This is a genomic window from Streptomyces sp. NPDC030296, from assembly GCF_055572815.1.
The window spans coordinates 273,488-295,721 of record NZ_JBVICQ010000004.1 but is presented as its reverse complement, the minus strand read 5'-3'; the positions used below and the strand labels follow the sequence as shown (position 1 = coordinate 295,721).

At 74.5% G+C, this 22,234-nt stretch carries 17 protein-coding genes and 2 pseudogenes; 7 read left to right on the top strand and 12 right to left on the bottom strand.

Going from position 1 to position 22,234, the window contains the following annotated elements; translation table 11 throughout:
* Positions 1-330: 330 nt before the first annotated feature.
* Positions 331-735 (bottom strand): WYL domain-containing protein, encoded by a 405-nt coding sequence (locus ACZ4Z3_RS13295; RefSeq protein ID WP_468501064.1) that lies wholly within the window; start codon positions 733-735, stop codon positions 331-333.
* Between ACZ4Z3_RS13295 and ACZ4Z3_RS13290 the strand changes: the two are divergent.
* Positions 641-889: pseudogene (locus ACZ4Z3_RS13290) on the top strand (hypothetical protein); the annotation flags it as partial. The gene ACZ4Z3_RS13295 and the pseudogene ACZ4Z3_RS13290 overlap by 95 nt on opposite strands.
* Positions 886-1,352: pseudogene (locus ACZ4Z3_RS13285) on the top strand (hypothetical protein). The pseudogenes ACZ4Z3_RS13290 and ACZ4Z3_RS13285, both read left to right, overlap by 4 nt.
* A gap of 13 nt (positions 1,353-1,365) precedes the next feature.
* Here the strand turns inward: ACZ4Z3_RS13285 and ACZ4Z3_RS13280 are convergent.
* The 3 genes from ACZ4Z3_RS13280 to ACZ4Z3_RS13270 form a co-directional block, all read right to left on the bottom strand.
* Complete coding sequence (locus tag ACZ4Z3_RS13280; RefSeq protein ID WP_468501063.1) at positions 1,366-2,106, bottom strand: class I SAM-dependent methyltransferase; 741 nt, start codon at positions 2,104-2,106, stop codon at positions 1,366-1,368.
* Positions 2,107-2,110: 4 nt separating this feature from the next.
* Positions 2,111-2,416 (bottom strand): 4a-hydroxytetrahydrobiopterin dehydratase, encoded by a 306-nt coding sequence (locus tag ACZ4Z3_RS13275; protein WP_468501062.1) that lies wholly within the window; start codon positions 2,414-2,416, stop codon positions 2,111-2,113.
* Positions 2,417-2,580: 164 nt separating this feature from the next.
* The gene (locus tag ACZ4Z3_RS13270; protein ID WP_468501061.1) at positions 2,581-3,693 is read right to left on the bottom strand and encodes an ADP-ribosylglycohydrolase family protein; all 1,113 of its coding nucleotides are present in this window, start codon (positions 3,691-3,693) and stop codon (positions 2,581-2,583) included.
* On the opposite strand from ACZ4Z3_RS13270, the gene ACZ4Z3_RS13265 reads away from it, so the two are divergent.
* Positions 3,686-4,519, top strand: a complete 834-nt coding sequence (locus ACZ4Z3_RS13265; RefSeq protein WP_468501060.1) for a helix-turn-helix domain-containing protein — start codon at positions 3,686-3,688, stop codon at positions 4,517-4,519. The two genes, ACZ4Z3_RS13270 and ACZ4Z3_RS13265, sit on opposite strands and share 8 nt — an antisense overlap.
* A 7-nt stretch (positions 4,520-4,526) precedes the next feature.
* Here ACZ4Z3_RS13265 and ACZ4Z3_RS13260 read toward each other — a convergent pair whose 3' ends face one another.
* Entirely contained in the window at positions 4,527-4,943 is a 417-nt protein-coding gene (locus ACZ4Z3_RS13260) for a hypothetical protein (protein WP_468501059.1), read from the bottom strand.
* 395 nt (positions 4,944-5,338) lie between these two features.
* Here ACZ4Z3_RS13260 and ACZ4Z3_RS13255 point away from each other — a divergent pair, with 395 nt between their 5' ends.
* Together ACZ4Z3_RS13255 and ACZ4Z3_RS13250 are read left to right on the top strand one after the other, a co-directional pair.
* Entirely contained in the window at positions 5,339-6,202 is an 864-nt protein-coding gene (locus ACZ4Z3_RS13255) for a helix-turn-helix domain-containing protein (RefSeq protein ID WP_468501058.1), read from the top strand.
* A gap of 107 nt (positions 6,203-6,309) precedes the next feature.
* Entirely contained in the window at positions 6,310-11,133 is a 4,824-nt protein-coding gene (locus tag ACZ4Z3_RS13250) for a hypothetical protein (protein WP_468501057.1), read from the top strand.
* Between the two features lie 56 nt (positions 11,134-11,189).
* Here the strand turns inward: ACZ4Z3_RS13250 and dnaK are convergent, their stop codons facing one another.
* The 5 genes from dnaK to ACZ4Z3_RS13225 all read right to left on the bottom strand — a co-directional run bounded on the left by dnaK (position 11,190) and on the right by ACZ4Z3_RS13225 (position 18,023).
* Complete coding sequence (dnaK, locus tag ACZ4Z3_RS13245; RefSeq protein WP_468501056.1) at positions 11,190-13,052, bottom strand: molecular chaperone DnaK; 1,863 nt, start codon at positions 13,050-13,052, stop codon at positions 11,190-11,192.
* Positions 13,053-13,427: 375 nt separating this feature from the next.
* Complete coding sequence (locus ACZ4Z3_RS13240) at positions 13,428-14,060, bottom strand: hypothetical protein (protein WP_468501055.1); 633 nt, start codon at positions 14,058-14,060, stop codon at positions 13,428-13,430.
* A 103-nt stretch (positions 14,061-14,163) separates the two neighbouring features.
* The gene (locus ACZ4Z3_RS13235) at positions 14,164-14,592 is read right to left on the bottom strand and encodes an OsmC family protein (protein WP_468501054.1); all 429 of its coding nucleotides are present in this window, start codon (positions 14,590-14,592) and stop codon (positions 14,164-14,166) included.
* A 534-nt stretch (positions 14,593-15,126) separates the two neighbouring features.
* On the bottom strand, positions 15,127-17,238 hold the full coding sequence (locus ACZ4Z3_RS13230) for a phage holin family protein (protein ID WP_468501430.1): 2,112 nt from the start codon (positions 17,236-17,238) through the stop codon (positions 15,127-15,129).
* 344 nt (positions 17,239-17,582) lie between these two features.
* Positions 17,583-18,023: a hypothetical protein gene (locus ACZ4Z3_RS13225; RefSeq protein ID WP_468501429.1), complete on the bottom strand. Its 441-nt coding sequence runs from the start codon at positions 18,021-18,023 to the stop codon at positions 17,583-17,585.
* Between the two features lie 128 nt (positions 18,024-18,151).
* Between ACZ4Z3_RS13225 and ACZ4Z3_RS13220 the strand changes: the two genes are divergently transcribed.
* Positions 18,152-18,925, top strand: a complete 774-nt coding sequence (locus tag ACZ4Z3_RS13220) for an MBL fold metallo-hydrolase (RefSeq protein WP_468501053.1) — start codon at positions 18,152-18,154, stop codon at positions 18,923-18,925.
* Between the two features lie 37 nt (positions 18,926-18,962).
* Positions 18,963-19,574, top strand: a complete 612-nt coding sequence (locus ACZ4Z3_RS13215) for a DedA family protein (protein WP_185093495.1) — start codon at positions 18,963-18,965, stop codon at positions 19,572-19,574.
* Between the two features lie 45 nt (positions 19,575-19,619).
* On the opposite strand, the gene ACZ4Z3_RS13210 is transcribed toward ACZ4Z3_RS13215, so the two are convergent.
* Positions 19,620-20,744 carry an MBL fold metallo-hydrolase gene (locus ACZ4Z3_RS13210; RefSeq protein ID WP_468501052.1) on the bottom strand — a complete coding sequence of 375 codons (1,125 nt, stop codon included), beginning with the start codon at positions 20,742-20,744 and terminating at the stop codon, positions 19,620-19,622.
* 109 nt (positions 20,745-20,853) lie between these two features.
* Positions 20,854-22,083, bottom strand: a complete 1,230-nt coding sequence (locus tag ACZ4Z3_RS13205) for an aminotransferase class I/II-fold pyridoxal phosphate-dependent enzyme (protein WP_468501051.1) — start codon at positions 22,081-22,083, stop codon at positions 20,854-20,856.
* Positions 22,084-22,234: the final 151 nt, after the last annotated feature.

Below are 22,234 nucleotides of genomic sequence, written 5' to 3'. Positions count from 1 at the left end.
CCGGTGCGGCGGTGACGACACGGGACAAGGTCATCGTCGGTCTTTCTCGGCCGCTGCCCTGGAGGTGACGGCGTGCTGGACGGGGCGGGCCGGACGATGATCCCGCCCGGAACGGCCGACGTCACCAGGACGGCCGAAAATACATCCGTTCGTGTCTACGTCGTCATGCCGGTCAGGGCGCGCCGGGGGTGGAGGCGTCGTTGGCCTCGTAGGTGTACGCCAGCCCCTCCGGGGTGGTGCCGCCGGCGGGCGGACCGGTCGGCGCCTCCCTGTGGCCGGTGCGCCACCGCAGGCCGCACCGGGTACCTCCCGGGAGGACAGACGGGTTCCTCAGTCGCGGCCGGGCGCACCGGAGTTGCCGCCCACGGGTCCGTATCTCGCGGCGAGTTCGGTGACCGTGCGGGCGATGCGCTCGCGCAGTTCGGCCGGCTCCAGGACCTCCACCGCGCTGCCGAGCCGCAGAAAGTCGTCGTGGGCCCGGTCGAGGGACTCGACGGGGACGGTGGCCCGGGTCCAGCCGTCGTCGTCCAGGCGGCCGCCCTCTTCCACCGCGCGTCCCTGCGGGCCGGTGAGTCGGGTGCCGGGCGCCAGGCGGACGACGGCCTCGGCGCGGTGCAGCCGGTCGTGGAAGTCGCGCTGCTGGGTGTGGGACAACGTCCTGCACTTCGGGGGCGCGGCGGCGGGCCGGCCCGTCCTCGGTTGCCCCGACCGCGATCCCGCGCGCTTCGTCGCCACCGGGCGGCCGTGGATCGGCTGTGTCTGGGAGCTGCCGCCGATCGCACCCGAACGCGACGCCTGGGTACGCCATATGCTCGCACCACAACTCCCTGATCTGGACGCCTACTTGGCTTCTCCCCTGCCCGCCGGAACCACCGGGGGCCGGGCATGAGCGGGCCACACGACTTCGACTTCTTCCACGGCGGGTGGGAGGTCCGCCACCGCCGCCGCACCGACTTCCTCGACCCGGACGGCGACTGGGAGGAGTTCCCCGCCACCAGCCGCTGCCTGCCCCCGTCCGACGGGGCGGCGAACATCGACGAGATCGACTTGCCGCACCTCGGGTCGAAGGGGCTGACGCTGCGGCTGTTCGACCCGGAGGCCCGCGTGTGGTCGCTGAACTGGTCGTCCAGCCGCAGCGGGCGGCTGTTCCCGCCGGTAGTCGGCCGGTTCGAGGGCGGTCGGGCGAGTTCCACGGAGACGACACGCACGACGGCAAGGACCTCCGGGTGCGGTTCGTGTGGTCCGGCGTGTCCGCGACCACCGCCCGCTGGGAGCAGGCGTTCTCGCTCGACGGCGGGGAGACCTGGCTGACCAACTGGACCATGGAGTTCCGGCGGCCGGCGGTGACCTGACCGCCGGCCCGGGTCACCTCTTGCGGAACGCCCGGAGCGAGAACTCCGGGTCCGGGCGGGGCCGGTCCTGGTCGGGAAGGGCCGCGAGGCGTACGGCGAAGTCGTCGGCGAGGGGATCACCTGGCGGGAGCGTGACGAACCAGCCTCGGCGCAGGTCCATGAGAGCGCGGCGGGGGCTGCGGCCCTGGCCGCGGCCCGGGAAGCGGGCCTCGCCGGCGGGGCGCAACCCGTGCTCGTCGGCGTGCTTCCCGACGGCCGCCGAGGTGTCCGTGGCCGGGCTGCGGGGGCGGGTGGCGAGGACGGCGTCGATGTCGCTGCCGACGTTGTGGGCGGCCCCCTTGTCGACGGTGGTGATGTACACACCGCCCGGACGCAGCACACGGGCGCACTCGCCGACGACCCTTCGAACGTCGTCCGGGTCCGCGAGCAAATGGAGGAGCCACACGCTGGTGACGGCGTCGAACGCGTCGTCGGGGAAGGGAAGTCGGCGGCTGTCGCCGAGGACGATCGCACCGGGGAGGCGGGCGGCGGCCCGGCGCGCCATCGCGGTGGTGAGGTCGACGCCCGTCACCCGCATCCCGGGGCGGGCGGCGGCGAACCGCCGGGTCACGATGCCGGTGCCGCAGGCGACGTCGAGCAGACTGCGCGCGCCCCGGGGGACGAGTCCGAGTACGGCGTCGGCGGCGGCCTCGGCGCGGGGCTCGCCGCCCCGCAGGGCGTCGTAGTCGCCCGCCTCCTTGTCGTAGTCGAGCACCGGCTCAGCTCGCCCCGTGGCCCGGGGCGAGTTCCTCCACCCGCCGGGCCAGTTCGAAGTCCTTCTCGGTGACGGCGCCGCCCGCGCTGTGCGTGTGGACGGTCAGTGAGACGGTGTTGTAGCCGAGGGTGAGGTCGGAGTGGTGGTCGAGCTCCTCCTGGGTGCGGGCGATGTGCACGACCATCGCGGTCGCCGCGAAGTGCGAGGCCAGCCGGTAGGTGCGGGCGATCCGGTCCCCGTCCAGCGACCAGCCCGGCAGTTCCGCGAGCCGGTCCTCGATCTCCTTCTGCGACAAGGGTTCGACGGGCATGGCCCGCTCCTTCCGTGACGTCCCCTCCATGACGTGCGGTCCCTCTCAGCGTGCCACAGCAGGGCCGCCGCGGTCCTGGTCACACCGCACGGGGACGGCGGACGCCGTACGCATTCGGCCGGGCGGCACGCCCTGGGGGTCCGGACGGATCCGAACCCCGGCCGTCACTTCCGTACGCTCTCCGCCGCGAAGTCGTCCGCCAGGACGGTGATGTCGGCGCGGCCCTCGGTCGCGGCCAGCCAGTCGTGCGGCAGGCCGTGGTCGCCGTAGTGGGCGCCGAGGAGGTTGCCGCAGATGGAGCCGGTGGAGTCGCTGTCGCCTGAGTGGTTGACGGCGAGGAGGAGGGCCTCGCTGACGCTGTGGGTGGCGAGGGCGCAGTAGACGCCCATGGCCAGGGCCTCCTCGGCGACCCAGCCCTCGCCGAGCGACTCGACCTTCCCGGCCGTGGGGGCGCCCTCGGCCGCCAGGTCGAGGGCACGGTTCAGGGCCCTGCTGGTCTCCTCGTGTCCGGGGTGGCGGGACAGCAGCCGCAGGGTGCGCAGGACGGCGCCCTCCAGCGACTCGTCGGCGACCAGGTGGGCGACGATCGCGGCGAGCGCGCCCGCCGCGTACCCGCCGGTGGGGTGCCCGTGCGTCATCCGGGCGGCGCGGGCGGCCATCCCGAACGCGGCCTCCGCCGGGACGCGGGCCAGCCCGAAGGGCGCCGAGCGCATGACGGTGCCGCAGCCCTTCGACTCGGGGTTGACCGGGCCGGGGCTCCCCAGCGGGGCGGCCGGGTCGGGATGGTGGACCTGGGCGAGGCCGGACAGACAGGCGTTGCCGGGGGCGCGGCGGGCGTACAGCCAGGGCAGGGCGGCGAGGCCCGAGGTGGGGCGCGGGCCGGGGCCGGGCTGCCGCTGGGTGTCGAGCCAGCGGCCGTACGCCTCCCGGACCAGCTGGGGCCAGGCCCCTTCGATGCCCTTGAGGCGCGCGCGCTCGTGCGCCTGCCGCAGCCCCTCGACGGTGAAGAGGGTCATCTGGGTGTCGTCGCTGACCCGCCCGACCGCGCCGTCCACGTCCGGGACGAGGCCGGTCACCCCGCGGTCGCCGTGCGTGGAGCGGATGACGGCGAGCGAGGCGAACTCGACGGGGTAGCCGAGCGCGTCCCCGACCGCCCCGCCCAGCAGGCAACCCCGCACCCGCGCCCGGTACACCGCCGTCGCCTCCCAGGACGGGTTCCACGGGTCGTACACGCGCCACTCCTCGATCGCCTCGGCTACGTTCTGACGTATGACCATTGTCCCGTCCGGCACCACGAGTCGTCCCGTCACCCCTCCCGACCGGGGAGCCGGCCCTCTGCTGCGGGCATGGCGGGAACAACGACGCGTCAGCCAGCTGGAGTTGGCGCTGCGGGCCGGTTCGTCGGCGCGGCACATCAGCTTCGTGGAGACCGGCCGCTCCCGGCCCAGCGAGGAGATGCTGCTGCGGCTCGCCGAGCACCTCGACGTGCCCGTACGGGACCGCAACGCGCTGCTCCTGGCCGCCGGTTACGCGCCCCGCTACCCGCAGACCTCGCTGGACGACCCGTCGATGGCGGCCCTCCGCGAGGGCGTGGAGCGCCTGATCCAGGGCTACGAGCCGTACCCGGCGCTGGTCCTCGACGCGACGTACCGCGTGGTGGCCGCCAACCGGGGCATCGCGATGCTGCTCGACGGCGTCCCCGAGTCGCTGCTGGTGCCGCCGCTGAACGCGATGCGGCTGGTCCTCCACCCCGAGGGCCTGGCGCCTCGCATCCGCAATCTGCGGGCCTGGCGCGGTCATCTGCTGGAGCAGATGGAACGCCAGATCGCCCTGCGCCGCTCGGAGCCGCTGCGCGCCCTGTACGAGGAGGTCGCGGCGTATCCGCTGCCGCCCGGCACGGCCGACGAGGAGCCCGAGGAGGAGGTGGGGGTGTCCTTCGCGCTGCCGATGCGGATCGAGCACGCGGGCCGGGTGCTGTCCTTCATCTCGTCGATCTCCACGTTCAACACGCCCATGGACGTGACCGTGGCCGAGCTGGCCATCGAGACGTTCCTCCCGGCCGACCCGGCGACGGTCAAGTACCTCCAGTCACTGTCCATGTGACGGTCGGTCAGTCAACGGTTGCCCGCAGGGCGGTGTACTGCGCCGCCGCGAACCCGGCGACCGTCAGCGCCTGGAGCACCGTCCACACCGCGCCCGCCGTGCTCGGTGTGAGCCACAGGGCGAGGGCGACGAGGCTGAGGAGGGCCCAGGCGAGGTTGGCCTCGACGACCGCGTGCACGGGCCGCACCGGCGGACGCCCGCGCGCGGCGAGCAGGGCCACGCCCACCGCGTACGCCGTGAGGAAGGCGCCGAGCGCGGCGAGCAGGCCCGGGCCGACCCCGAGGAGCCGGCCGAGCGGCCCGGCGGCGAGGAGGTAGGCGAGCCCGTTCACCCCGGTCACGGCGGCGTCCGCGGCCAGGAAGCGGCGCAGCATGGTCCGGGGGTCGGTCGTCCGGGCGAGAGCGGCGAGCGGGGTCGCGGACATGGGGCATCACCCTCCGTCGAGGTGGAGTCGGTCGGCTGGGAAGCGGGCGGCCGGGGGCGGCCGTGCGGACCGCCGGGGCCGGGCCCCGGGCCGGAGTGCGCCGGCCCGGAACCCGCTGCCCTCACCTTGCCGGGTACGGGGCGCGGCGGTCGATTACCTCGGAGGTCATGCCGGGCGGGCGGCTTCGGAGGGGGCCATGACGGATGTCACGCTGGGGAACCGTTGCTCACTCTTCGGAAGCGTCCTTTACTCTTTGGGGTCGCCGTGTCGTGTTCCGCCACGGCGTCGTCGCGGTCGAACCGGAACCGGGGGCTGCCCGTTCCGCTCGACCTCATGAGATGTGCACCCGAACATGACAGACTGGACGCGTACTTCGGCGCGTGGGGAGGCGTGGCGTGAGTGAGCGGCGGCCCGCGCCCACCGTCGGTCAGGTGGTGCTCGGCAGACGGCTCCAGGAACTGCGCGAGGCCGCCGGGCTCAAGCGCGAGGAGGCCGCGCGCGTCCTGCGGGTCGCCCCGGCCACCGTGCGGCGCATGGAGACCGCCGACGTCGCGCTGAAGATCCCGTACGTGCAGGTCCTGCTCACCACGTACGGTGTCGCCGAGCACGAGGTGGCCTCGTTCGTGAAGCTCGTCGAGGAGGCGAACAAGCCCGGCTGGTGGCAGCGGTTCCACGATGTGCTGCCCGACTGGTTCAGCCTGTATGTGAGCCTGGAGGGCGCGGCCCATCTGATCCGGCAGTACGAGCCGCACTTCGTGCCCGGGATGCTCCAGACCGAGGAGTACGCGCGGGCCGTGATGGAGGCGGGCACCCTCGGGCAGACCGGGCCCGACACCATCGAACGGCATGTGTCGCTGCGCATGGCACGGCAGAAGCTCCTCACCCGCGAGCACCCGCCGCACCTGTGGGTGATCATGGACGAGACGGCGCTCAGACGGCCGGTGAGCGTCCGCTCCCAGGTCATGCGCGACCAGATCGACCGGCTGCTGGACATCACCGAGAAGGACCATGTGATCCTCCAGGTCGCCGAGTTCGCCGCCGGGCCCCATCCGGGCACGTACGCCCCGTTCGCCCTCTTCCGCTTCGCGGAGCCGGAACTCCCGGACATGGTCTACACGGAGTACCTCACCGGCGCCCTCTACCTCGACTCGCGCCGTGAGGTCGCCCTCCATCTGGAGGTCCTCGACCACATGGCCGCGCACGCGGCCTCCGCGGAGCGCACCCGCGACATCCTGCGGCGGTACCGCGACACGTACTGAGCCCGCCCACGAGTGATCCGGGCCGGCGGCGGGGGGACGGCGGGGTTCGGCAGCGGGTGGACCGCTCCGGCGGCGGGCCTGTCAGTGGGGCGTGCGACGATCCCGGCATGATCGCCTCTCTGGAGTCGCTGCTGCCGACGACGGGTCCGCACGCCTCGACCACGTACGCCGACTGGGCCGCCGCCCACGACCCCGCGGCCGCCGCGGAGGCACGTGAGTCGATCGAGGACATGCGCACCCGACTCGGCCGTACCTGGACCAGGCCCGGCCGGTTCGTCGACGCGATGGCGGCGCGTGCACGGCGATTGCCGCCGGCGCATCTGCCGTGGTTCTGGGACACCGTGGGCCACCGGCTCATCGGCTACGGCAGCAGGCCCGGCGGACGGGCCTACGCGGCCGCTCGGGCGGCCGAGGCGGAGCACCGGCTGCCGGTGGACCCCGGTTACCGCCGGGCCAACGCGCTGCTGTTCGCGGCGGGCGGGGCCATGCCTGCGAAGGAGTTCGGCGCCCACCAGCGGTTCCTCACCGAGGCTTTCCCGCCGGCGGACGCGCACACCGCACTGGAGGACTTCCTGATCGCGTGGGCGAACTCGCCGGCGGACCTGCCGGCGGATCTGGTGCGGCGGGTGCGGGCGTCCGCCAAGGCGGCCGGGCACGGGGACGACGACGTGGCCCGCGCGGTCGGCGCGATCCTGTCCGTCGCACGGAAGAAGACGGTGCCGGACTCGCTGCTGGCCGCCGCCGAACCGGTCCTGACGGCCCATCCGCCGGCGGACGCGATCGCCGCCGGGCTGGTGGAGATCTTCCCGCAGGGTGTCACCGACGGCGGGGCCTGGCTGCGCCTGCTGACCGGCTGCGGGGCGACGGAGGCGATGGCATCCGGCCGGGTGGTGCCCGAGGGCGGCCTGGCCCACTGGGTGGGCCGCTTCACGCACATGTACCAGTACGCGGAGCAGTCCGGCGGAGGGGTCGCGCGTCAGCCGCTCCCGGTGGAATTCCTCGATCTGGTGGGCCGGTTGGGGCCGCGGCTGCGGGCGGAGAGCAGCCCGGTGACCCTGCACACCACCCGGCACCACTACCAGGGCTTCGACGCGGACGTGCTGGACTCCTGTCTGGCGGCCGGGGTCGCCGTGGTCGACCCCGGACCGGAGATCGGGATGCGGTTCTGGGGCGAGCGGTCCCGGCGGGACCTGACGGCACTGGCCGCCGACCCCGTGTTCGGTCCGCGGCTGGAGGGCACCGTGCACGCGCACCTGCTGCCCGGCCGGTCGCCGGCAGACCGCCGCCGGGCCGGATCGGCGGTGACGCTGCTGCCGGGTGTCGAGGGCATCGCCCACGAGGTCGCCGGGCGGGTGGGCAGGCTCGTGGACACCGTGGCGGGCGGCGGGATGGCGGGGGCCGAGGAAGCGGTGGCCGAGCTGGAGGTACTCCTGGACCGGCCCACGGTGGCGGCGCTCGACGGGATCTCCGACGCCCTCGCCGAGGCGGGCGCGGCCGGTGCGCTGCGGCGCTCGCTGAGAGCCGGTCTGCCGGAGGAACTGGCGTGGCCGGCCCTGGAGTCGGTGTACGCGGAGTTCGCCCGCGGCGCGGCCGGTCATGAGCCGGAGCAGGCGGCGGGCGGGGCCCCGCCGGGAGTGATGGGCGTGACCTCCACATGGCCGGTGCTGACGGTGTTCGGGCGGGACCGGGCGGTCGCCGTCGCCCCGGACGGTGTGCGGGGGTCCTGCCGGTTCACCGTGCCCGACGGGGCGACCATGTTCGCCGTCCACTACGTGGGCGGCTCCTTCCTGGTGAGCTGGACCCTCGCCCGGGACCCGTACCACTGCGACACCGCCGTCTGGGCCGACCGGCCCCACGAGCCGTTCACACCGGACGAGGTGGGCGGTCTGGTGCCCTTCGGCGGCAGCCTGGACGGGGCGTACGGCTTCCAGTTCGAGACCGCGGACGGGGGCGGGCGGCACGGTGGCCGGCGGGTGCTGCGGCCGGGCGGACGGGAGGGGATCGACAACGACGAGCTGCAGCTCGGTGACGGTACCCGGATCTGGACCAACGCCGTCTTCGGGAGACGCCCCTGGGAGGTGGTCGACCGGGTCGGCGGACAGCCCCGCGGTGAGGTGGCGCTGCCGGACTTCCCCGGTCGCGCGCCGGGCTCCGCTCCGGGCACGGAGTCGTCCGAGGCAGGCATGTCCCTGGCCGTCGAGGCCCTGCAGCTGGCACCGTTGCCCGCCGCCGTGACCGACTCGCCGCTGGGCAGCCGGGACGGGCTGGTCGGGACGCGCGTGCTGTTCCGCACCCGGCACCGCGATCACGCGCCCGACCACTACCTGGTGGAGAGCGTGGACGGGCGCACGGCCAGGTTCGACATCGACCGGCCCGGTCAGGAGCCGTGGGGGCTGTGGGCGCCACCGGGGGGTGCGGTGGAGGACGTGGTCCTCGCCGAGGCGGAGACCCGGACAGGGGTGCGCGCGTACAGCGCCGACGGGACCCTGCTGTGGGAGGTGGACGGACATCGCTCACCGAGGCATCCGCGGGGGCGGCCGGCCCGGGCGGCCACCGTCTCGGGCGGGGTGGCCCCGCCACCCGCCTTCTGGTACCTGCTGCGCACCCGGGACGAGGCCGGGTCCCGGGCCCTGCGGTCCGTGGGGCGGGAGGCGGCGCAGGCGTTGCTGACGGCCGCCCGCGCCGACGGGGCGGCACCGCGCGCCGGCGGTGAGGCACTGCGCGCCGGCGGTGAGGCACTGCGCGCCGCCGTGGCGCGGGAGTTGCCCGGCGTCACCGACCCGGTGCTGGCCCAGGCGGTCGTCGCGGTGGCCGAGCGGGCCGCCCGGGTGGAGGAGCGCAGGCTCGCCCTGCACCGGAGGGTCACCCTGCTCGCGCAGGCGCCGCCGTCACCGCCGCGCCGGTCCGCGCCGGACACGGCGCTGCTGCCCGCACTGTTCGGGCTGGTCGCGGACGGCGAACGGGCGCCGTGGCGCAGGAGCCCCGACGTCGCCCTGCCGGCGACGCTGAGCGCGCTCGCCGCGGACGGCGCCTGCCTGGCGGGGACGCTCGCGGAGGAAGTGCGACGGCTCTCGCCCCCGGCACCGCCGCGGGACTGGTCGCAGCTGTTGGGGGCGATCGACGCGGTGGCCTGGCGTGCGGCGGTGGCACCCACCCCGGACGCGGCACGAGCCGCCCTGGTGGCGCTGCTCGACACCTGGGCCGACCAGCCGTTCGCCCGCGCCGGCGGCCGGTGGTGGGTAGGCCGCGCCTCGGTGGAGGCCCTGGAGGACCTGCGTGAGCGCGGGATCGCGGTGGCGTCCGGGACGGATCGCGCCGACGGGCGGGAGTGCTGGTTCGTGGCGGCCGCCGTCGGCGATCCGCACGACGACCCGGTGTGTGCGGCGGTCCCGGGGGCACGGCATGTCCGGGTGCGGCGGGACGACGCCGCCCGGATGCGTGTCCTGGTCACGGCTGTCGAGGCGCACGGCCCGGTTCCGGTGACCGAGGCGGCGGCCGCGCGCTTCGCCGCACTGACGGGCGTACGAAGGGCCGTCGCCCGGCTCGTCGTGGCCGGTCTGGTCGGCCGGCCCGACCGTGAGGAGGACCGTGCCCTGGTGCGGAAGGCCCCCTACCGGGCCTCCCCGTTCACGGCCGAGTCCTACGACGGGTTGCGGGCACGGCTCGGGGCCGAGGGAGGGCGGGCCGTCCTCGCGGCCGCTCTGCCCGAGGACCCGACCGAGTTGTGGCGGCCCGGTGGTGTCGAGGCGGCCGTGGAGCGGATGGCCGCCGTGTGGCGGGAACGCATGGGGGCCGAACCCGTCGTGCACGACGAGGCCGCCGACGCCCTGGAGGCCGGGCTGGGGCTGTCCGAGGTCTGGGCCCGGCGGCTCGCGGGTGGCTACGAGGCAGCGGCGGACACGACCGTGGAGGCGGCGGGCTGGGAGCTGGTGGCGACCCCGTACGGCCACGGGGTGGACGTGCGGGCCGTGTCGGCGGAGACCGAGCTGCCCTACGGCACCCCGGTGGGCCTCGACGTCCGGAGTGCCGCCGCCGCTCTGGTGTGGGCCTGGACGGACCGGCCGGTCGGTGATCCGGCCGTGGCGGGCGCGCTGGCCCTGTACGAGCGACTGCGAGCCGAACTGGACCGCCCGGACCTGCTCCTGGCGCTGCCCGGCGGGCAGGTCGAGGACACCCCGGCACGGATCGCGGAGCGGTTCGGGCCCGAGCGGCTGCCGGTGGCGGCGGACCGGCGCAAGGCGGAAGGCCCGGTCCCGGTGGCCGCCTACGACTCCGGCCCCCTCGTCGTGTGCGCGCCCGGCGGGGACGCGTTCCTGCGCCCGCGCGAGGTCGCCGACCCGGGGGTGTGGCAGCGGGTGAGGGGGATCACCGGCCTGGCCGAGGCACTGGACCGGGTGGCGCCACTGCTGGTGGGGGGCGGCCTGGAGCGGATGAGGGACCGGTCCTCCTCGGGAGCGGTTCCGGCCGGGGCGTACGAGGCGGATCCACGCCGGTCCTGTCCGGAACTGGTCGCACGCGCGGCGAGGGAACTCTCGGTCGGCGCGGACGCCGCCGCCCTGTACCTCCAACTGGCCACGCTGGCCGCGCCCACGGACCGCGACGTACGACGCTGGAACGGCTGGTCGACCAAGCGGCACGCGCAGGTCCGGGAAGGACTGCTCGGCACCGGAGCGGTCGTCGCGGCCAAGCGGGCGCGCGCCGGCCGGACCCTGTTCCTGCCCGGGGACTGGACCGAGCTGAAGGCCCCTCATCTGCCCCTCGAAACCGTGAAGTTGCACGCCTACGGGGTGCGTCCGCTGTGGGGCAGTCAGGTCGCCTCCCCCTTCGGCCGCATCCTGCCGCCCGCGCCCCTGCACGAGATGTTCGCGGCGGCCTGGGACCGGGAACGGGGCGGCGACGCGTCGGAGCGGGGCGGCACGGGTGGCGTCTGAGCGCCGGCGCCTCGTGAGGGGGGGGCGGGCCCCACGGTACGGGGCCGCCGGCTCCGTCAGGCCGCGCCCCCCTTCGTGTTCTTGTCGTCGTCGACGATCTCCGCGTCCACGACGCCCTCCTCGTCGGCGGGGTCCGGGCCGGGGCGGGGTTCCTCGGTTTGCGCCCCTGAGGCCGTCGCGTACATCGCCTGGCCCATGCGCTGGCTGACCGTGGCGAGTTTGTCGATGCCGGCCCGGAGGGCGGCCGTGTCCTCGGGGTGGTCGAGGAGCTGCTTCAGCTCGGCCGCGGCGGCCTCGACCTCGCCGCGGATGTCGGCCGGCACCCGCTCCTCGTTGTCACGGATGAACCGTTCGGTCTGGTAGACGAGTTGCTCCGCCTGGTTGCGGGTCTCCGCGGCCTCCCGGCGCCGCCGGTCCTCCTCCGCGTACTGCTCGGCCTCCCGCATCAGCCGGTCGATGTCGTCCTTGGGCAGGGCGGAACCCCCGGTGACGGTCATCTTCTGTTCGCGCCCGGTCGCCAGGTCCTTCGCCGAGACGTGCATGATCCCGTCGGCGTCGATGTCGAAGGCCACCTCGATCTGCGGCACCCCGCGCGGCGCCGGCGGAAGGCCGGTGAGGTCGAAGACGCCGAGCTTCTTGTTGTACGCGGCGATCTCCCGCTCCCCCTGGTAGACCTGGATGCCGACCGAGGGCTGGTTGTCGGCGGCCGTGGTGAAGATCTCCGAACGCCGGGTCGGGATCGTGGTGTTCCGCTCGATCAGCTTGGTCATGATGCCGCCCTTGGTCTCGATCCCCAGCGACAGCGGGGTGACGTCGAGCAGCAGGACGTCCTTCACGTCGCCGCGGAGGACACCCGCCTGGAGCGCGGCGCCCACGGCCACCACCTCGTCGGGGTTCACGCCCTTGTGCGGGTCCTTCCCGGTGAGTTCCTTCACCAGCTCGGTCACGGCGGGCATCCGTGTCGAGCCGCCGACGAGGATGACGTGGTCGATCGCTGAGAGCTTCACCCCGGCGTCCTTCACCGCCTGGTGGAAGGGTGTCTTGCAGCGGTCGAGCAGATCGGCCGTCAGGTCCTGGAACTGGGCGCGCGTCAGCCGCTCCTCCAGATGCAGCGGGCCCTCGGCGGAGGCGGTGACGTACGGGAGGTTGATGGACGTCTCGGAGGAGCTGGACAGTTCGATCTTGGCCTTCTCGGCGCCCTCCCGGAGCCGTTGGAGCGCCATCTTGTCGTTGCCGAGGTCGATGCCGTGCTGTCCCTTGAACCTCTTGACGAGGTACTCGACGACCCGCTGGTCCCAGTCGTCGCCGCCGAGACGTGTGTCCCCGTTGGTGGCCTTGACCTCGATGACGCCGTCACCGATCTCCAGCAGCGAGACGTCGAAGGTGCCGCCGCCGAGGTCGAAGACGAGGACGGTCTGCTCGTCGCCCCGGTCGAGGCCGTAGGCGAGGGCCGCGGCCGTGGGCTCGTTGATGATCCGCAGGACCTTGAGACCGGCGATCTCCCCGGCCTCCTTGGTGGCCTGCCGCTGGGAGTCGTCGAAGTACGCCGGGACGGTGATCACCGCGTCGGTGACATCGTCGCCGAGGTACGCCTCGGCGTCCCGCTTCAGCTTCTGCAGCACTCGGGCGGACAGTTCCTGGGCCCTGAGGCGGGTGCCGTCCAAGGAGCCCTGCTCGGGGAAGCGCCAGCCCCCGTCGCCCATGTGGCGTTTGACGGAGCGCGCGGTGCGCTCCACGTTCGTCACGGCCTGCCGCTTGGCGACCTCGCCCACGAGGACCTCGCCGTTCTTGGCGAAGGCCACCACGGAGGGGGTGGTCCGCTGGCCCTCCGCGTTCGTGACGACGGTCGGGTCGCCGCCCTCCAGCACGGCCACCACCGAGTTCGTCGTCCCGAGATCGATTCCGACCGCACGCCCCATCGCCGTCCCCTTCCCGCAAGGTTCCGCTTCCCGCAAGGTTCCGCCCGGGTCGCGCCCGTACGCCCGCCGGCCGACCCATGGCTCCTACCACCAGCACAAAACTTGAGTGCCCTCTTGTCAATGGGGCACGGGGGCGTCCCCCACGGGGCACGGGGCCCCGGCGGGTGCGGCCGGGCGAGGGTCAGATGCGTCCGCGCATCGCGTGCGCCAGGCGCAGCGCCCGGCTCACACCGCCAAAGAGCAGGCGCCAGGACCATCGGTCGACCGTCGTGCGGACGGCGTTGGCCGTCACCACGGCGGCGTGCGACACCGTGTGCTTCAGCAGCCTGCTGTCCTTCTCCCGCCGGAAGGTCTCCTCGGAGATCCGGCAGGCGTTCAGGAACTCGTCGACGGTGTCCGGGGCGACCGGCTGCCGGGCGTCGGGCGTCGGGCGTCGGGGTAGCGCCGCCGATAGCGCTGGACGAGTCGGCCGCGGCCAGGGCGCCGCCCGCCTTCTGGTCCGCCTCGGCCGGTCCGGCGACACAGGGCAGTTCCTCCGCCGCGATCAGCCGCTGAAGGCCGAGCGCCACCCACATCGACGTCTGCGGCAGGCTCGCCGGGAGGGGTGGGTCGTTCGTCGCCCCGGAGGAGGGAGGGCGGTCGCGGCTCGTCCAGGTCGCGCAGGAGGCTCCCGAGCGCTCCCTGGTCCAGCCACAGCGACCGCAGTCCGCCCAGGTCGCAGCCGCGTGCGGTGGCGAGGCCGAGGAGGGCCGCGTTGATGCCGCCGGCGCTGGTGCCGCAGAGCACGTCGACGCTGACGTCGAGCCGCAGCGGGGCGAGCAGCCGCTTGTAGCGGGCACGCACGAGCCCGGCGGGCGTGCCGGACGCGTCGGCGCGTGCGGCGGTCGTCAGCAGGTTCAGCTCTCGGGCCACGCCGCCCATCCAGACGGCGAGGCTGATGCCGCCGGTGAAGGCGGCGGCGATTCTCAGCTCCGCGTCGGGCGCCGATGGCTGTGCGTCGTCACTCATGCGCCCAATGTGCTCGCGCCCGGCGCGGCACGCATGCGGGACACCGACGGCCGGACCATCGCCCCCGAGGGGGTGACGGGTCCGGCCGCCGTGGGTCCGCGGGTCAGGCCAGCTTGGCCGACAGGGTGATCGGCACGGCCTTGAGGGCCTGGCTGACGGGGCAGTTCACCTTGGCGTCCTCGGCCGCCGCGACGAAGCCCGCCTCGTCGAGACCGGGCACCTCGCCCTCGACGGTGATGTGGATGCCGGTGATGCCCTCACCCGGCTGGAACGTCACGTCGGCGGAGGTGACGAGCTTGGTGGGCGGCGTGCCGGCGCCGGCGAGGGCGTGCGAGAACGCCATCGAGAAGCAGCTGGAGTGGGCGGCGGCGATCAGCTCCTCGGGGCTGGTCTTGCCGTTCGCCTCCTGCGTGCGAGCGGCCCACGTCACCGGCTGCTCGGCGATGGCGCCGGACGAGTCGAAGGTGACGACACCGTTGCCCTCGAGCAGGTTGCCTTCCCATACGGTGTGTGCGGAGCGCGTGGTAGCCACGGTTCTTCCTTTCACGTGGGTCCCGTTCCAACGGGGTCGGACCCATCCGATCACACCGAGCCGCCCGGGACCCAGCCGACGGGGCGGTGTCCCGCCGCGGTCGATCGATCGTTCGCCTGACGTACACCACGGGAACGCCGTACAGTCCCAGCCGTGGTCGGACATTTCCAAGTCTTCCGAGACACAACCGGCTTGGCGCGCACGCTGAGTGAAAGGACGACCACGGGGCAGGGGCGGACGGCGCCAGGCGACCGGGACGCGACGACGAACCGGCTCACCGAGCACATCCGGGGGGTTCGTACCACGCCACTGATCCCGCGTCACCGCGTGGCCCGCGGGCGCCGGATGCAGCATCTCGTGGGCCAGGATGAACCGCCACTCCTCGTCCTCGAAGTCGCGGAGCGGGTTGATGTAGATCTCGCCGGCCGTCGCGTCGACGGCCGCGACGGCGATGTCGTGGGCGTGGGCTATGTCCGCGTTGGCGATGGGCGCCTGTTCGAAGAGGCGCAGCCGAATTTTTGGGGCCGGGGGTGCCTACGCGTCTGCCGGGTCCTGCGGGTTGGCGGGTGCGGGTTCGTTCGGGCTGGTCGCGCAGTTCCCCGCGCCCCTACGGGGCACCTGCGCCCCCACCGGTACCTGCGGGCCGTCCGCCTCTCTCAGCCAGCGCCTCAGGACCCGGTGGATGTGTTCCGCTCCGACCAGCTCCTCGTGCTCCTCGACCGGTGCGGAGAGGGCCAGGGGGGAGAGGAGGAAGGGGCGGGACTGGCAGCCGCCGAGGCCGCCGTGGGAGCCGATCTGTTCCTCGAAGGCGAGGACCTCGCCCTCCTCGGGGTCGTACCAGGAGTTGACCATGATGTCGGCGGTGTGCGGAAAGCCGTGGGTGCGGCGTACGGCGTCGGCGGCGCCCGGGCCGAAGTCGGCCAGCGGTCCGGGGTGGTCGTCGCTCAGTTCGTCGACGGGGATCTGCGAGCCGTGCGCGCCGAGGACGAGGCCGCCGTGCTCCTCGCTGCGGACGAGGACGAAGCCGACCCCGGGGTGGTTGGCGAGGGTGGACAGCAGGGCGGGGTGGCGGGCGTCGATCTCCTCCCGGCTCATCCGGTGCGGCACGTCCGGGAAGGACACCAGGCCGAGGTTGCCGGAGGCGAGCACGACCGGCTCGGAGCGGCGGGTCGGGCGGTGTTCCTCGACGCCCTCCTCGACGGGGATGCGCAGCGCGGCCCGGACCGCCGAGCGGGCCTCGGCGCCGCTGTGGGTGCGCTCCGCCTTGCGCGGCACGGGCAGGCCGCAGCCGGCGCGGACCAGGTTGCCGAGGGTGAGGCCGTAGCGGCCGAGGAAGGTCTCGCCGGGGCTCTGCCCGTGGTCGGAGAGCAGGACGATGCGGTAGGCGCGGGGGGCGTGTTCGGCGACCTGCGCGATCAACGCGATGGAGCGGTCGAGGCGTTCGAGGATCTTCTCCGCGTCCCGGCTGTGCGGGCCGGAGTGGTGGGCGACCTCGTCATAGGCGACGAGGTCCGCGTAGATCGCGGCGCGTCCCGCGAACATGTCGCCGATGACGGCGGCGACGACCACATCGCGTTCGACGACGGTCGCGAACGCGCGGATGAACGGGTAGAGGCCACCGCGTTTGACGCGGGGCCGCTGTTCGCGAAGGCGCGCGCGGGTGGACTGGCCGATCTCACGCAGCACGTCCGCGGCGAAGGACAGGGCGGTGCGGACCGCGTTGGCGGGGTCGGAGAAGTAGGCGAAGTACCCGGCGCGGGACCGGTTCTGCCTGCCGCGGCGGGCCGCGATGGACAGGACGAGCGCGAGTTGCTCGGCGCCGCCGCTGAAGAGGTTGCCGCGGCTCGCGCCGTCGACGGTGAGCAGACCACCGTCGCCGGTGCGCTCGATGGCGCGGCGCTGGAGCTCGGCGGCGCTGGAGGGGCGGTTGCAGACCATCACCTCCCGGCTCTCCTTCTCGTACCAGCGGAAGGCGGGCACGTCGTGGTTGCTGCCGTGCAGGATGCCGAGTTGGCTGGCGCCGGTCTGGCTGGACCAGTCGGTGCGCCACGGGGTGAGCCGGTGGGTGGCGCGGACGTGCCCGGTGCCGGGCGCGGGCGCGCCGAGCCAGGCGGCGACGGTCGGCATCAGGCCCTTCGCGGTGGCCGCCTCCAGCACGTCGTGGCCGACGCCGTCGAGCTGGAGGAAGACGGTGCCGGGTCCGACGGGTCCGGGCGGCCCGCCGGCGTGCCTGCGGCGGCGGTCGGCCAGCCGGTACAGGCGGCGCCGGTACGCGTCGTCGTCGCGCACGGCGAGGGCGCCGCCGGTCGCGGAGGCGACCGCGGACATCACGGCGGCCACGACCACGGCGGTCTCGGGCGCGGCCTCACCCTGACCGGACGGGTTGATCCGCAGGGCGATGAGGAGCAGCGAGCCGTTGAGGAAGAAGACCAGCAGGCCGAGGACGAGGGCGGGCACCAGCAGCAACGCCCGTACGAGCAGCGGCCACACGAGGGAGGACAGCAGACCGAAGACCCCCGCGCCGAGGGCGGCGGTGACGGCGATCTGGGTGGAGCTCTCGCCGGTGCCGGCCTGGAGCCGGAAGTCGGGCAGGGCGCCCGCGAGCACCAGCATCGTCAGCGTCGACACCGCCCATACGGCCAGCATCCGCCAGAACCCGCTCAGCACCCTCCGCCAACGCTCACCGCCCACGCCCGGCCACCCTCACGTCCCGTTCCTGCGCCCAGCCTGTCACAAGGGCCGGGGAGCCGGGGTGGCACCGAGGGGTGGCACGGAGGCAGGCCCGGGGTGCGTCCCGTGCACGGCACGGAGCGTGCGGTCGGCCTTGGGCAGTCGGCGCCGCGCGCGGCCTCCGGCACGGGGGCCCACGTGTCCAGCGGCCCTCGGCGGGCGGCGTTCCCGGCGTGCAGCGGCCCTCGGCGAGCAGCGGCTCTCGGCATACAGCGGCCCTCGGCGAGCGGCGGCCCTCGTTACTCAGCGGCCCTCGGCGCTCAGCGGCCGTCGTAGCCCGCTGTCGGCATCGACAGTCGGCGGTGGACGCTGGCCTTCATCTGGGCGTCGTAGGCGGGTTCGGCGCGGCCCACGGTCTCGACGCGGACACCGCGGCGGGCGCACTCGGCGGTGAAGTCCTCGACGGAGGCGAGGGCGCGTTCGAGGACGCGGCGGCTGGGGGCGACGAAGAGGTCGACGTGGCCGGCGTCGACGTCGGCCCACAGGGCGCAGTGGTCGGGGCGCAGACCGCGGACGAGCAGCTCGCGCGTGACCACGTAGCCGCGCTCGGCGGCCCAGCGGGCGCACATGGCGTGCTGGCTGCGGGAGTCGACCAGGAAGGGGTCCGCCTCCAGCTCCTCCAGGGGTGTCAGGCTGGCGATGGCGGCGACCCGCACGACCGCTCCGCGTCCCGCCGTCCGCCCCGGGCACTCACGGGGCATCTCCTGGCAGGACAGGGCGAAGGCGTCACTGTTGTCTCCCACGGCGTCCCCCTCACCTCCGGGTCCAGAGCCTGAGACCCTACTCCAGCCCGTAGGCTCGGGGGAGTAGCGCGAAGGAGGCGAAAGAAGTGCCGGTGGAGGTCACCTGGTGGGGTCATGCCACCTGCACGGTGGAGGACTCGGGCACACGCGTGCTCACCGACCCGCTGTTCACGCGCCGGCTCGCGCATCTGCGCCGGCGCCGCGGGGCGACGCCCCCGCCCGAGGCGGCGGTCGCGGACGTGGCGTTGGTGTCCCATCTGCACGCCGATCATCTGCATGTCCCGTCCCTGGCCCGGCTCGCGCCGGGTACCCGGCTGGTGGTGCCGCGCGGGGCGCCGCGCCAGGTGCGGGGGCTGCGCAGGCTGCGGCATCTGCGGCTGTGCGAGGTGGCGCCCGGGGACGAGGTGAGCGTCGGTGACCTGGTCGTCCGTGCCGTGCCCGCCCGCCACGACGGGCGGCGCCTGCCGGTCGGGCCGCACCGCTCACCGGCGCTCGGGTTCGTCGTCGAGGGTGAGGCGCGGACCTATTTCGCCGGGGACACCGGGCTGTTCGAGTCGATGCCCAAGGAGGTCGGGCCGGTCGACGTGGCGCTGCTGCCGGTCGGCGGCTGGGGGCCCTGTCTCGGCGAGGGGCATCTCGATGCGGGGCGCGCGGCGGAGGCGCTCGCGCTGCTCGCGCCCCACAGCGCGATCCCGGTGCACTACGGCACATACTGGCCGATCGGGATGGACGCCGTGCGCCCCCATGAATTCCACGCGCCCGGTGCGGAGTTCGTACGCCTCGCCGCGCTGCGTGCGCCCGGGGTGGCGGTGCACCGGCTGGAGCACGGCGAGAGCGTGCGACCGGGGGTGGCGGAATGAGACGCCGGTCGCGCGGGGTCGCGGAGGGCGGCCGGTGATGGTGCTGTCCGTCGCCGCCACTCCCCTGCCCTACGAGTCGACTCAGCAGGCGATCGGCTATCCGACGCTGTTCCTGCTGGTGCTGGCGGGGGCGCTGCTGCCTGTGGTGCCGACGGGCGCGCTGGTCAGTTCGGCGGCAGTGGTGGCGTTCCACCAGACGGCGCCGTTCGCGCTGCTGATGGTGTTCGTGGTGGCGTCGGTGGCCGCGTTCCTCGGGGACATCGCCCTGTACTGGCTGGGGCGGCGCGGCATGGGCTCGAAGAACGGCTCGCGCTGGCTGGAGGCGATCCGCCGCCGGGCACCGGAGGACCGGCTGGCCCAGGCCCAGCGGAAGCTCGACGGGCACGGGGTGGCCGTGCTTGTGCTGTCCCGGCTGGTGCCGGCCGGCCGGCTCCCGGTGATGCTTGCGTGTCTGCTGGCGGAGATGCCGTTGCGGCGGTTCGCGCGGGGGAACCTGCCGGCGTGCCTCGCCTGGGCGGTCACGTACCAGTTGATCGGGATCCTCGGCGGGTCGCTGTTCGCGGAGCCCTGGGAAGGGGTTCTGGCGGCGGTTCTGCTGACGCTGCTGATCAGCGTGGCTCCGAGCGTGTGGCGGCGGTTCGTCCGCTGAGAGTTCGGCGTCCTCTCAAGGGCTGGGCGTGGTGCGCCGCCGTCCTCAGGTGAGGATCCGGGACGCTCCGATCGGCAGGTCCCACAGGTTCTCGCGCGGGAGTCCTGCCGCCTCCCAGGCCGCCCGTACGCGGGTGAGGGGTTCCAGGACCGGTTCGGCGGACAGGACGAACGTGGCCCAGTGCATGGGGGCCATACGGCGGGCGCCGAGGTCCTGGAAGGCGCGGACGGCCTCCTCGGGGTCGCAGTGGACGTCGCTGAGCCACCAGCGGGGGTCGTACGCGCCGATCGGCAGGAGCGCGAGGTCGATGCCGGGGTGGCGGCGGCCGATGAGGGAGAACCAGTGGCCGTAGCCCGTGTCGCCCGCGAAGTACACCCGCTTCCCGTCGGACGCCGTGAGGACCCAACCGCCCCACAGGGAGCGGCAGGTGTCGGTGAGGGTGCGCTTCGACCAGTGGTGGGCCGGTACGAAGTCGAAGCGGACACCGTCCAGTTCGGCCGCCTCCCACCAGTCCAGCTCGGTGACGCGGGTGAAGCGGCGGCGGCGGAACCAGCCGCCGAGACCGGCGGGCACGAACACCGGTGTGTCGCGCGGGAGTCGGCGCAGCGTGGGCGCGTCCAGGTGGTCGTAGTGGTTGTGGCTGATGACGACCGCGTCGACGCGCGGCAGCGCGCCCCAGGCCACGCCGACCGGGGTGATCCGGGCGGGCGTGCCGAGGATGCGGCGGGACCAGACCGGGTCGGTGAGAACGGTGAGTCCGCCGATCCGCACCACCCAACTCGCGTGCCCCGCCCAGGTGACGGCGACGGTACACGCGTCGACGCGGGGCAACGGGCCGGGCTCGTACGGCAGTCGGGGGATGTCGACGAGACCCTCGGGGCCCGGCCGTACCGAGCCCTCGCGGGCGAAGCGCGCGAACGCCCGCAGCCCGGGCAGGGGGGTGGTCAGCCGGCCGGCGAAGGACGCGGGCCAGCGGCGCCGCTCGCCGAGGGGGCGGGGCTCGGCGGGCGCCGGGGGCGGCAGGGGGACGGCGAAGGGCGACGTGGGCCTCGGCTCCAGGACACCGAGGCCGGATGAGGACGCGGGATCGTCGGTGTCCTCGGGGGGCGCGGAGACGGGCGACGAGGAGGCCGCGGAGGGGGTGGGGGTCGACTCGGACTGCTGCGTCATCGAGGAGGCTCCCATCGCTGGGCGTCGTCGTGGGATCGTCGTCGCGGGCCGGACCGCGGGCGGTCGGCCGATCGGCGCGGACACGATCCGGTGGCTCCGGGCTCCCTCGTCATCGGAGATCCTCCAGGGCCGATCCGAACCGGGTCAACGCGCTTTCCACATGGGGTAGTTCGAGGGGGTCGTGGGCGGCCAGGGCCTGCGCCCGTTCCTCGTCGGCGGTGCCGAGGAACAGTCCCGTCGACAGGCGGCACCGCAGCGCCCCGAGGTCGTCCCCGAAGCGGTGCCCACCGGGCGCGGGCAGGCCGAGCCGGGCGGTGAGGAAGTCCTCCAGCTCCTGGGCGTCGCCGACACCGTGCGCGGTGAGCGCCGGGCGCAGCGGGGCCAGGTCGACGTAGAGGTGCCGGCCCGCGCGCGGGGGCAGGGCGAGCGCCCCGGCGGCGATCACGGCCCGGTGCGCGGCGGCGGCCAGCCGCGCGTGCAGCCGGACCGCACCGGCGAGCCGCTCGCTGACGGGGCCGGGTTCGTCGAGCGCGTACGCGGCGGCCGCGGCGACCGGCGTGGCGACACGGGCGCCGAGCGCGGTGAGCACGTCGAGGACCCGGTCGCGCAGCCCGCCGCCGATGCCGTCGGCCGGGAAACGGGCGACGGCGGCGGGCCAGCCCGGGGGCAGGAAGGGGCCCGCGAGGTCGGTGACCACGGTGACCCGGTCCGGCAGCATCTCGGCGGGGCTGAGCAGCACGGGGTCGTGCGGGTCGTGCAGGGTGTCGCGCCAGGTCTCGTCGCTGACCAGGTGCAGGCCCTCCCCCGCGGCGGCCTCCACGGTCTCGTGGACCAGCTCGGGCGGGGCCACGGTGGCGGTCGGGTCGTCGGCGACGCACAGCACGAGCAGCCGGGGGTCCCCGCCCTCGTCGCGGATCCTGCGCACGGTCTCCAGCAGCGCGTACGAGTCGGGTACGCCGCCGCACTCGGCGGGTGTCGGGACGTGGAAGACGGATCTGCCGAGCGCCCGCGCCTCGGGCTCCCACCAGGCGGCGCACGGCCGGGGGAGCAGGACGTCGCCGCCGATCGCGGCGGTCAGCGCCAGCAGCAGGGCGGGGGCGCCGGGGGCGGCCACGACCCGGTCGGGAGTGGTGGGCAGCCCGCGCCGGTCCCAGTAGCCGCAGGCCGCGTCCAGGAGGGCGGGGGAACCGCCGAGGGGTACGGCCTCGGGGCGGCCGGCGGCGGCCGAGAGCACTGCGGTCAGCTCGGGCAGGAGCGGCAGTCCCTGGTCGGGAAGGGGCGGACCGTAGCGGACGGGGCCGTGCCCCACCGGACCTCTTCCCGGTACCGTCCGCCGCATCTGTGCCTCCGCGCCGTGTCGTCGCGTTGTCCGGTGCTCAGCGCTCCCGCGCTGTCCATGGTGCTCCGCCGTGGCCGCGCGTGCTCCGTCGTACCCCGTGACGCGCGTTCCACGCCCTCGGCCTGCCAGTACCCCGGCTCACGCGCCGCAT